At 68.6% G+C, this 10,795-nt stretch carries 9 protein-coding genes; 1 reads left to right on the top strand and 8 read right to left on the bottom strand.

What is annotated here, in order from left to right:
• Positions 1 to 284: 284 nt before the first annotated feature.
• Positions 285 to 662, top strand: a complete 378-nt coding sequence (locus ABTZ43_RS07490; protein WP_350538365.1) for a sigma factor — start codon at positions 285 to 287, stop codon at positions 660 to 662.
• Between the two features lie 28 nt (positions 663 to 690).
• Here ABTZ43_RS07490 and ABTZ43_RS07485 read toward each other — a convergent pair whose 3' ends face one another.
• The 8 genes from ABTZ43_RS07485 to ABTZ43_RS07450 form a co-directional block, all read right to left on the bottom strand.
• Positions 691 to 2,403 (bottom strand): ABC transporter ATP-binding protein, encoded by a 1,713-nt coding sequence (locus ABTZ43_RS07485; protein ID WP_149423701.1) that lies wholly within the window; start codon positions 2,401 to 2,403, stop codon positions 691 to 693.
• Positions 2,400 to 3,350 (bottom strand): ABC transporter permease, encoded by a 951-nt coding sequence (locus tag ABTZ43_RS07480; protein WP_045254698.1) that lies wholly within the window; start codon positions 3,348 to 3,350, stop codon positions 2,400 to 2,402. The genes ABTZ43_RS07485 and ABTZ43_RS07480 overlap by 4 nt, the downstream gene beginning before the upstream one ends.
• 34 nt (positions 3,351 to 3,384) lie before the next feature.
• Positions 3,385 to 4,389, bottom strand: coding sequence for an ABC transporter permease (locus ABTZ43_RS07475; RefSeq protein ID WP_056412394.1), 1,005 nt, complete (start codon positions 4,387 to 4,389; stop codon positions 3,385 to 3,387).
• A 346-nt stretch (positions 4,390 to 4,735) separates the two neighbouring features.
• Positions 4,736 to 6,409 carry an ABC transporter substrate-binding protein gene (locus tag ABTZ43_RS07470; protein WP_056412398.1) on the bottom strand — a complete coding sequence of 558 codons (1,674 nt, stop codon included), beginning with the start codon at positions 6,407 to 6,409 and terminating at the stop codon, positions 4,736 to 4,738.
• Positions 6,410 to 6,589: 180 nt separating this feature from the next.
• Complete coding sequence (locus ABTZ43_RS07465) at positions 6,590 to 7,456, bottom strand: MurR/RpiR family transcriptional regulator (RefSeq protein WP_082539156.1); 867 nt, start codon at positions 7,454 to 7,456, stop codon at positions 6,590 to 6,592.
• 14 nt (positions 7,457 to 7,470) lie between these two features.
• Positions 7,471 to 8,985, bottom strand: a complete 1,515-nt coding sequence (locus ABTZ43_RS07460) for a glycoside hydrolase family 3 protein (protein WP_350538364.1) — start codon at positions 8,983 to 8,985, stop codon at positions 7,471 to 7,473.
• The gene (locus tag ABTZ43_RS07455) at positions 8,982 to 9,815 is read right to left on the bottom strand and encodes a carbohydrate ABC transporter permease (protein ID WP_149423706.1); all 834 of its coding nucleotides are present in this window, start codon (positions 9,813 to 9,815) and stop codon (positions 8,982 to 8,984) included. The genes ABTZ43_RS07460 and ABTZ43_RS07455 overlap by 4 nt, the downstream gene beginning before the upstream one ends.
• A complete protein-coding gene (locus ABTZ43_RS07450) occupies positions 9,812 to 10,786 on the bottom strand; it encodes a carbohydrate ABC transporter permease (protein ID WP_350538384.1) in 975 nt (324 codons plus the stop codon). The genes ABTZ43_RS07455 and ABTZ43_RS07450 overlap by 4 nt, the downstream gene beginning before the upstream one ends.
• Positions 10,787 to 10,795 lie beyond the last annotated feature (9 nt).

Below are 10,795 nucleotides of genomic sequence, written 5' to 3'. Positions count from 1 at the left end.
CCGCAGGGCTTCTCGATTCCTTTGTCGTCAGGTGGAGTGTGCGCTCAGAAGCTCAACGAAATGCCGACCACCATATGAGGGCATGGAGAAGCGAGCGCAACTACCAACTATACGCACGATACGGCGACATGGCAAGTGCAGTCCTTGACCAATCTCGGATGCTGCGGTATTGACGCCTGGCGCTCGTGTGGGTGCACGTCCGTACCGGGCGACCGGTCTACCACTGCGAGCCTCCCCCGCGCAAGACCTCCCGGCCGCGGACGGCCGCGTGCCAGCATCGATCCATGACTCTCCGCCCCCTCCCGCCCCGCGACTCGGAAGAGGCGTCGGGCGTGGAGTCCGGGCTGATGGCGGACATCGCCGCGGGGAGCCAGAGCGCCTTCGCCCGTCTGTACGACCTCACCTGCGCGCAGATCTTCGGGCTGATCCTCAGCGTGATCCCCCATCGAGATGCGGCCGAGGACGTGCTGCAGGACTGCTACCTGCACGTGTGGTCGCACGCCTCGGACTTCGACGCACACCGCGGCGATGTGCGCGCGTGGATCTCGGGGATCGCGCACCGCCGTACCGTCGAACGCACGCTGTCGGCGACCGCCGGCACTCCCGTGACACCGCAGTCCGCCGATGAGCTGCACCCGGGCGGTGCCGCCGCAGTCGCGTGAGCAGCTGCGACGGCACTCCACCGTGCGATCAGGCTCCGGCCGCGCTCGAGATGTTGAGCTCGTTGCCGGGGATCGAGGCCAGCAGACGCCGCGTGTACGGATCACGCGGGTTGGTGAAGATCTCCTCGGACGAGGCCGCCTCGACCAGCGATCCGTCCTTCATCACGCACACGTAGTCGCTGATCAGCCGCACCACCGCGAGGTCGTGCGAGATGAACAGGTAGCTGAGCCCGTACTCGGTCTGCAGATCGCCGAGCAGCGTCAGGATCTGGTCCTGCACCAGCACGTCCAACGCCGATACCGGCTCGTCGCACACGATCAGCTCGGGCGACAGCGCCAGTGCCCTGGCGATCGCGACGCGCTGCCGCTGTCCGCCCGACAGCTCTGACGGATACCGCCGCAGCATCGACTGCGGGAGTGCGACGTCGTCGAGGAGCTTGCGCACCCGCGTGCGACGATCCGCGCTGCTGCCCCGACGATAGAAGTCCAGAGGCTCGGAGATCAGCCGCTCGATCGTGAACATCGGGTTCAGACTCGAATAGGGATCCTGGAAGATCGGCTGCACGCGCTGACGGAAGGCCTTCGTCTCCGCCCGGCTGAGCGAGGCGACGTCCTTGCCCTCGTAGCGGATCAGACCGCTCGTCGGCTCGATGATCTTCAGCAGCATCCGTGCGGTCGTGGTCTTGCCCGACCCGGACTCCCCCACGATCGCGACGGTCTCACCACGAGGGATCGCCAGCGACACGTCGTTGACGGCGACGAAGTCCTCCTTCTGTCCGCGCACCGGGTACACCTTCGTGAGGTTCTCGATCTCGACGATGTTGTCGGCGACGACGGCGGCGGGGGGCTGCCCGGCATCCGTCGTCTCGTCCGAGGCGGAGGGACGGTCCTCGGCATGGAACGCCTCGGGTCGAAGCCGCGCCGCTGCGACCGACGGCGCCGCCTTCACCAGCGACTGCGTGTACGGATGCTGCGGGTCCTCGAGGATCTGCTTCGCCGGCCCCTGCTCCACGACCTTGCCGCGGTGCATCACGATCACCCGCTCGGCGCGCTCGGCGGCGAGACCCAGGTCGTGCGTGATGAGGAGGACGGCGGTGCCGAGCTCCCGCGTCATCGCGCCGATCTGATCGAGGATCGTCTGCTGCACCGTCACGTCGAGCGCGCTCGTGGGCTCGTCGGCGATCAGCAGGCGCGGCTTGCAGGCGAGTCCGATCGCGATCAGCGCCCGCTGGCGCATGCCGCCCGAGAACTCGTGCGGATACTGCTTCGCGCGGCGCTCCGGATCCGGCAGCCCCGCGGCCGTCAGAGCCTCGACGACCTTCTGCTGCACGTTCTGCCGTGTGGCCAGTCCGTGCGCGAGGAGGGTCTCGGCCACCTGGGTGCCGATCTTGGCGACCGGGTTGAGGTTCGACATCGGGTCCTGCGGCACCAGGCCGATGTCGCGCCCGCGGATCGACCGCAGGGCGCTCTCGGGGGCGTGGGTGATGTCGCGCCCGTCGAGCCGGATGCTGCCGGAGGCGACGCGTCCTCCCCCGGCGAGCAGCCCGATGATGGCCATCGCGGTCGTCGACTTGCCCGACCCCGACTCTCCCACGATCGCGACGGTCTGCCCCGGCGCGATCTCGAGGTCGACGCCCTCGACGGCATGCACGACGCCGTCCATCGTGGCGAAGTCGACGGCCAGTCCTTCGACGGACAGCAGGGGGGCGTCGGGCACCGTGTTCTCCTTCGCAGCGTTCATCGTGCTCTCGTCCTCGGGTCCATGGCCTCGCGCAGCGCCTCACCGAAAAGGGTGAAGCCCAGCGCGGTCACCGCGATGCAGATACCGGGCAGGAAGGCCAGCCACGGGGCGATCGCGAGCTCCGCCTGCGCATACGTGAGCATGCGCCCCCACTCGGCCGTCTCGGGGCGACCGCCGCCGAGACCGAGGAACGACAGCGCCGCGGCATCGATGACCGCGGTCGCGAGCGTCAGCGTTCCCTGCACGATGACGGGGCCGATCGCGTTCGGCAGCACGTGCGACATCGTGATCTGGCCGCGCCCGAGACCCAGCGTCTGCGCAGAGAGCACGTAGTCGCTGGAGCGCTGCTGCAGCATCGACGCACGCAGAAGCCGGGCGAAGATCGGCACCTGCGACGCACCGATCGCGATCATCACCGCGAACGGCGTCTGGCCGAGGATCGCCGCGATCGAGACCGCGAGCAGCAGGTTCGGCACCGACAGGATGATGTCGACGACGCGCATGATGAGCGTGTCGACCCACCCGCCGAAGGTGCCGGCCAGCAGCCCGAGCACCATTCCGCCGACGAGGCCGAGGGCGGTGGAGATCACGCCGACCAGCAGCGAGGCCTGCGCACCCCAGATGAGCTTGGAGAGCACGTCGCCGCCGAAGCGGTCGAGACCGAGCGGGAACTCTGGCATCTCGCCGGGTCCGGGGATGTTCGTCGGAGTGATGAACTTCGCGCCGGGCAGTGCGGTCTCGGGATACGGGGCGAGCAGCGGCGCGAGCGCCGCGACGAGCAGGAACGCGAGCACGATGCCCGCGCCGATCCAGGCCGTGGGGTTGCGGCGCAGCCGACGGAAGACGTCGTGCCAGAAGCCGCCCGGCCCCTCTTTGAGATCGGACTGGGCGATCGAGACGGTGTCGATCAGACCGCCGCCCTGTGCGGGTGGGAGTGCGACGCTCATGACGTCACCTCTTTTCGGGGAACGAGACGGGACATCACTGCACCCGCACTCTCGGATCGATGAAGCTGTACGACACGTCGACGGCGAGGTTGATCAGCGCGTACGCGATGGCGATGAAGATGATGAAGCCCTGCAGCACGGGGAAGTCGCGCGTGAAGATCGCCCGCGCCAGGAACGAGCCGATGCCGGGGAACGCGAACACCGTCTCGGTGAGCACCGCCCCCGAGATCAGCAGCCCTGTCTGCAGGCCGATCGTGGTGATCACCGGCAGCATGGCGTTGCGCAGGATGAAGCGGCTGCGCAACGTGGACGCGCCGACGCCCTTCGCACGACCTGTGCGCACGTAGTCGGCGTTCTGCACCTCGAGCACGCTGGCCCTCGTGATGCGGACGATGATCGCGAGCGGGATCGTGCCGAGCGCGAGCGCCGGGAGCACGAGATGCAGGATCGCATCCCACGCGGCGTCGAACTCGCCGGTGATGATGCCGTCCCACACGTAGAACCCGGTGGGATGCGTCGCATCGATGCGCGGGTTCTGCCGCCCGTCCGACGGCAGCCAGCCCAGCTGCACCGCGAAGACGTACTTCAGGATGAAGGCCAGGAAGAAGACCGGGATGGTGATGCCGACCAGGCTCATGACCACCGATGCGTGATCGGTGAACTTGCCGTGTCGTCGCGCCGCCCAGTATCCGAGCGGGATGCCGACGCCGACCGCGAAGATCAAGGCGAGCACGCTCAGCTCGATCGTCGCGGGGAAGCGGCGGAAGAACTCCTCCACCACGGGCCGGTTCGTCTGGATCGACGTGCCGAAGTCGCCCTGGAGGAGGCGGCCGACCCAGATGAAGTACTGCTCGAGGATCGGTCGGTCGAATCCGTAGAGCTCGTTGACCCTGGCGACGGCCTCCGGGGTCGCCTTCTCACCGAGAAGCGCGACCGCGGGGCCACCGGGCAGGGCCCTGACCCAGGCGAACAGCAGGATGCTGAGCCCGATCAGGGTGGGGATGAGGAAAAGCAGTCGCCTGCCGATGGTGCGCAGCAAGAGGTCTCCGTTGATCGGTTGCGGACCCTTCGTCTCGCTCCGCTCGCTCAGGGACCGGAGTGCCGGCCCGCTCAGGGACCGGGTGTTCCGGCCCCTGAGCGACCGGGTGTTCCGGCCCCGCCCAGGGACCGGAATGCCGGCCCGCCCAGGGACCGGAATGCCGGCCCGTCCAGGGACCGGAATGCCGGCCCCTGAGCGAGGACCGGGTGTTCCGGCCCCTGAGGAGGGGATAGTGTTCCGGCCCCTGAGGAAGAGCTGGTGTTCCGGCCCCGAGGAGGAGCTGGTGTTCCGGCCCCTGAGCGAGGAGCGGAGCGACGAGACGAAGGGCTTTCGCGTCGGGTCGGACCTACTCGGTGAGGACGATGTCCGTGAAGACCTCGTCGTTCACCGGGCTGGCGGGGTAGCTCTTGACTCGCGGGTCGAACGCCAGGGTCGGCGCCGGGTGCGCGAGCGGAACGCCGGGGATGAACTGCGCGACCATCTCGTTGATCTCCTCGTAGAGGGCCGTCTGGTCCTCGAGGTTGGAGACGCCACGAGCCTCGTCGAGCTTCTGGAACAGCTCGGGGTTGTCGAAGCCCCACTCCGAGCTCTGCTGGCCGAAGAAGACGCCGACGAAGTTGTCGGTGTCGTTGTAGTCGCCGGTCCAGCCGAGCAGGTGGATGCCGTGGTCGGACGTGCCGGTGGTGCGGTCGAGGTACTCGACCCACTCCTCCGAGACCGGGGTGGTCTCGACGCCGACCTCGGAGAGCTGCGACGACAGGACCGTGAAGATCTGCTCGGGGTCCGGCATGTACGGACGCGAGACGTTGACCGGGTAGTTGAAGGTGAGCTTCAGCGGGTTGGCCTCGTCGTAGCCGGCCTCGGCAAGCAGCGACTTGGCCTTCTCGGGGTCGTAGTCGTACGTCGTGACGTCGGGGTTGTAGCCGTTGACGGTGTCGGGGACGAACTCGATCGCCTTCTCGGTGCCCTCGGGCAGGACCTGGCTGATCAGGGCGTCCTTGTCGACCGCGTATGAGAGCGCCTCACGGACCTTGGGGTCCTGCAGCTCGGGGATCGCCTGGTTGAACGCCAGGTAGAGGATCGTGAAGGGAGGGCGCGACACCATGGTGAAGCCGTCGTCCTCGAGCGCCTGGGTGTCGGCGGGGCCCACCAGGTCGTAGCCGTCGATCGAGCCGGACTCGAGAGCCTGGCGACGCGCGGTCGGGTCGTCGATCGTGCGGAAGATGATCTCGTCGATCTGACCCGCGTCGCCCCAGTAGTCGCCATAGGCCTTGAGCGAGACCTGCTCGCCCGGTGCCCACTCGTCGAACTGGTAGGGACCGGTGCCGACGGGGTGACCCATCGCGTACTCGGACAGCACGGGCGCCTCGGCGGAGCCGCTGACATCGTCGGCGCCGAACTCCTGCAGGGCCGACGGGCTCTGCATCCCGAACGAAGGCAGCGAGAGCGAGGCGACGAAGCCTGCGAACGGCTTGTTGAGCTCGATCGTCACGGAGTAGTCGCCGTCGGGGGTGCAGGACTTGTACACGGCGTTCGCGGGGTCGGATGCGTAGCCCTTGAAGAGCTTGTTGTAGTAGTAGCCGAACGCCTCGGAGGCGGCGAGGCCGGTCCAGTTGTACCAGCGGTCGAAGTTCGCGCAGACGGCCTCGGCGTTGAAGGGGGTGCCGTCGTGGAAGGTGACGTCCTCCTTGAGGGCGAAGGTGTGGCTCATGCCGTCATCCGACGATTCCCACGACTCGGCGAGCAGCGGGGCGGGGTCGGCCGTGCCTGGCTCGGTGCCGACCAGACCCTCGAAGATCTGGCGCGAGACGCGGAAGCTCTCGCCGTCCTGCGCGAATGCCGGGTCGAGGCTGGCCGGGTCCGACGATGCGGCGAACACGAACGTGCCGTCCACATCTCCCGAGCCCTCTGCCCCGTCGTCGCCGCGCTCGCTGGCGACACATCCCGAGAGGACCAGCGCGGCGAGCGCCGCTCCGGTGACGGCGATGAGACCTCGCCGACGCATGACTTCATGGTGCATTGTGTGACCTTCCTGTCGAGCGCAGCTGTGCGCGTTCCGAAGGCGTCGTCGACTTCGGAACCGGTGTTGCCTCGACGCTACCCAGTGCACCGACCTCTGCAAAACACTTCCAGGTTGCATTCCTGTTACGGAAATTCTCGTAATCGAGCGGTCCCGCACGACCAGGCCGTGGCGTCGGACTCAGCGGCGGCGACGCGAGGCGGCGGCGTCGTGCGTCAGCTGCAGCGGGATCACCACCGGCTCGCCCCGGTGCTGGACGATCCGCACGAACAGGATGTCGACGAGCGCGAGCTGCGCGATACGGCTCGACATCGCGGCCATCCGGAACGGCGACTCCTGCGCGTAGGTCAGCAGCACGACGTCCGCCGCGAGGGCGAGGGTCGAATCCGGCACGCCGGTGATCGCCACCGAGAGCGCCCCTGCGTCCCTCGCCACCTCGACCGCGCGCACGACCTCCTGCGTCTCACCGCCGTGCGAGAACGCGATCACCACGTCGCCGGGGGTGCGCAGAGAAGCCGTCGTCAGCGCCAGATGCGGATCGGCGGAGTGAGCGACGGAGCATCCGATGCGGGCGAGCTTCTGCTGCAGGTCCTGCGCGGTGAGAGACGACGCCGCCTGCCCGAAGAGGTCGACGTGCCGCGCATCGATGACCGCACGCGCGACGCGGTCGAGCGCGTCGGCATCGAGCCCCAGGGCGGTCTTCTCGATGGCGTCGATCTCCTGCGCCGCGAGCTTGGCGGCGATGGCGGCCGGCTCGTCATGGGGGTCGATCGCGGTGGTGTCGAGTCCGAACCGTGCACGCTGCGCCTGGGCGAGGGTGACGGTGCGCGCCACCGCGACGCGCAGCTCCCGGTATCCCGTGAAACCGAGGGTCTGCGCGAAACGCGCGACGGTCGACAGCGAGGTGTTGCAGAGCCTGGCGAGATCGTTGATCGCGAGATCGACGACGAGTGTCGGGTCGCCGAGGATCGTCTCCGCGACTCGGGCCTCGGCGGCAGTCAGTCGCGGGACGGATCTCCGTACCAGCGCTAGAACATCGGCGTCCACGGTGACATCCTGCCTCAGAGAGCCCGCCGGGTGTCGTCGGATGACGAAATGCGGGGAGAACTCGTGCCGCCGGTGAGCCGACGCCTGGCCTCCTGTGCGCCGATCCGGCTCGCCGCACCGACCTCGACGACGGGGAGCGCGAGCGGGCGTCGGGCCGGCAGCCCGACGTTCACCACCACGGCCGCGGGGTCGCGCTCAGCCGCCCGATCGACGAGTGACCGCTGCGCGGCGTCGGCATCGGGGCGGTCGAGCAGGATCACAGTGAGGCCCGGGGCGGCGACGGCCGCATCGAGCGCGGCATCCTGCTCCTCCGCGCCGGCACGAGCCACATCGACGCGGCCCCGATGTCCGTCGGCGGCGAGCACCTCGACCACATGCGCGGAGGCGCTGTCGACCGCGAGCGACGAGCGACGCCGCGCGTCGACGACAGCGAGCGCATCGGCATCCGCCGTCGCGCCGGTGACCGCCCGCGCGACGACGTCGGCCGCGTCGTACCCGAGGGGAGCCTGCGCCTCGGCGGCCCGCGCCCGCAGGGTCTCGGCGAGCGCCCGCACGCGGGCCGCGGCCTCCTCCACCCTGGCGCGGGTCAGCGAGCCATCGCGCATCGCGGCGACGATCCCGTCGCGCGCCTCGAGGAGATCGCGGTGATCCTGATCCGGCCGTGCCGCATCTCCGAGGTTGGTCGGGTTGCCGATGCACAGCAGATCGACTCCGGCCGCGAGCGCCCTCGCGGCCCCGCCGCCGATGCCCACGGTCTCGCGGATCGCCGCCATGTCGAGCGCGTCCGAGATGATCACCCCGGCGAAGCCCCATCCGCGCAGCATGCCCAGCACGCGGGAGTTGAGGGTCGCTGGCTCGTCACCCCATGCCGGCACGACGATGTGCGCCGTCATGACGGTGTCGACGCCGTCGGCGACCGCGGCGCGGAAGGGCTCGAGGTGCACCCGCTCGATCTCGTCGACGTCGAGGGTGATCTCCGGGAGGGCGTGATGGGAGTCGAGGTGGGTGTCGCCGTGTCCGGGGAAGTGCTTGATGCACGCGGCCACCCCGCCGCTCTGCAGCCCCTCGACCGCGGCGCGCACGTGACGCGACACGAGTGCAGGGTCGTCACCGAACGAGCGCACGCCGATCACCGGGTTCCGAGGGTCGGTGTTGACGTCGGCCACCGGGCCGAGCACCACGTCGGCACCGACGGCAGCGACGCGTCGCGCCAGTTCCGCGGCCGCGGCCCTGGTCGCGACGACGTCGTCGACGGCGCCGAGCTGCGCGGCACCGGGCAGCGTCGAGCCCGTCGCGGACTCGAGGCGCGTGACGTTGCCGCCCTCCTCGTCGATCCCGATGAGCGCGGCGGGGTTCGCACGGCGGATGGACGCACTGAGCTCCGCCAGTCCCTCCCCCATGTTCTGGCCGAAGTAGACGACCCCGGCGAGCCCCTCGCGCAGCTCGGCGAGCAACCACTCCGGCGCCTCCGTGCCGAGGAACCCGGGCCAGAGCACGCCGTTCGCGAGACGGGTGAGGTCGTCGCTCATCCCTTCACCGCACCCGCGACCATGCCCGCCGAGAGGCGGCGCTGGACGATCACGAAGAAGATCATGACCGGCAGGGTGATGATCGTCGACGCGGCCATGATGCTGCCCCAGTCGTTCGCGAACAGGCCGAAGAACGACTTCAGGCCGATCGAGACCGTGTACTGGTCGGTCTGCGCACCGAGGATCGTCATGGCGAAGATGAACTCGTTCCATGCCGTGATGAAGCTGAAGATGCTCGTGGCGACGAGGCCCGGCATCACGAGCGGCAGCAGGATCGAACGGAACATCCGCCACCAGCTCGCCCCGTCGATGTACGCGGCCTCCTCGAGCTCGACCGGGACCGCGGCGACGAAGCCGCGCAGCATCCAGATGCCGAAGGCGAGCGAGAGCGCGACGTACACGACCATCAGCCCCAGGATGCTGTTGAGCAGCCCGAGGCTCTTGACCTGCAGGAACAGCGGGATGACGAGCGCCTCGAGCGGCACCATCTGCACGACGAGGATCATCATGAGCACCGTGGTGCGGAACTTGAAGCGGAACCGTGCGACAGCGACGGCCGCGAGCAGGCAGACGAGGGCGCTCACGAGCACGGTGACGACCGCGACGATCGCCGAGTTGCGCAGGAAGGTGCCGAAACCGCCCTCCGTCAGCACGAAGGCGAAGTTGTCGAAGGTGAACTCCTGCGGCAGCAGGGACTGCCCGCCACTGGAGGCCTTCGCGTCGAACGCGCTGGAGACCATCCAGTAGACGGGGAACAGCGTGAAGATCAGGACGGCCGCGACCGCGATCCCGGTGCCGATGCGCGAGCGGAGAGAGGCGCGGGGGTTCACAGCTCGTCCTCCTTCATGAGGGATCGGATGTACACGATGGTGATGCCGATCAGCACGAGGGTGAGCAGCACGGCGAGCGCGGCGCCGAAGCCGTAGCGGTTCTGACCGAACGACTCGACATATGACCAGACGCCGAGATTCAGGACCTGGCGGTTGCCCCCGCCGCCGCCCGGCATGAGGTACACCTGCGCGAACACCTTGAAGTCCCAGATGGTCGACAGGATGATGACCACCGAGAACACGGGCTTGAGGGTCGGGAAGATGATCTTCCAGAAGCGCATCCAGGCGTTGGCGCCGTCGAGGGCGGCCGCTTCGAGCATCTCCTTCGAGACGCCGAGGAGTCCGGCGAGCACCGTGATCGCGACGAACGGGAACCCGTGGTGCACCACGTTGAGCAGCACGATCGCGTAGAACGACCACTGATTGGTGAACCAGTTCACCGGGTCGTCCATCAGCCCGAGGTCGCGCAGCACGCTGTTGAAGATGCCGCGATCCGCGTCGAAGATGAACGTCCACACATAGGTTCCGGTGACGGCGGGCATCGCCCAGGCCACCATGATGCAGCTGGAGACGATGGTGCGCCATGCTGTGCCGAGCCGGGCCAGCAGCAGAGCGACCAGAGTGCCGACGGCGACCGTGACGAACACGGCCACGGCGGCGAAGCCCACGGTGTTCGGCAGGACGACCGTCCACAGGGTCGGATCGGTGAGCGCCTCGATGTAGTTCTGGAATCCGATCCAGTTGCTCTCGCCCGTGTTGATCTCGCGCAGACCGTAGTCCTGCAGCGAGTACACGACCACCTGGATGAGCGGCCAGAGCATGAGCACCGCGAGGATCACGAGCCCGGGAGCGAGCAGGAGCCACGGGCGGGCCGTGATCAGCGAGAGACCTCGCCGGCGGGGCCGCCCGCCGGCCACGGAGGCGGAGCGAGGCTCCAGGGATGGGCGGGCATTGTAAACAAGTATAGCCAGCGCCGCAAA

The sequence above is a fragment of the Microbacterium sp. NPDC097977 genome (assembly GCF_040302605.1).
Lineage (GTDB): Bacteria > Actinomycetota > Actinomycetes > Actinomycetales > Microbacteriaceae > Microbacterium.
This window is presented reverse-complemented; position numbering and strand designations above follow the sequence as displayed.

Excerpts from the sequence above, each read along its gene's own strand:
- ABTZ43_RS07460 (WP_350538364.1), bottom strand. The coding sequence starts at position 8,985 with ATGAGCGACGACCTCACCCGTCTCGCGAACGGCGTGCTCTGGCCCGGG.
- ABTZ43_RS07480 (WP_045254698.1), bottom strand. The coding sequence starts at position 3,350 with ATGAGCGTCGCACTCCCACCCGCACAGGGCGGCGGTCTGATCGACACC.
- ABTZ43_RS07470 (WP_056412398.1), bottom strand. The coding sequence starts at position 6,409 with ATGCACCATGAAGTCATGCGTCGGCGAGGTCTCATCGCCGTCACCGGA.
- ABTZ43_RS07485 (WP_149423701.1), bottom strand. The coding sequence starts at position 2,403 with ATGAACGCTGCGAAGGAGAACACGGTGCCCGACGCCCCCCTGCTGTCC.
- ABTZ43_RS07490 (WP_350538365.1), top strand. The coding sequence starts at position 285 with ATGACTCTCCGCCCCCTCCCGCCCCGCGACTCGGAAGAGGCGTCGGGC.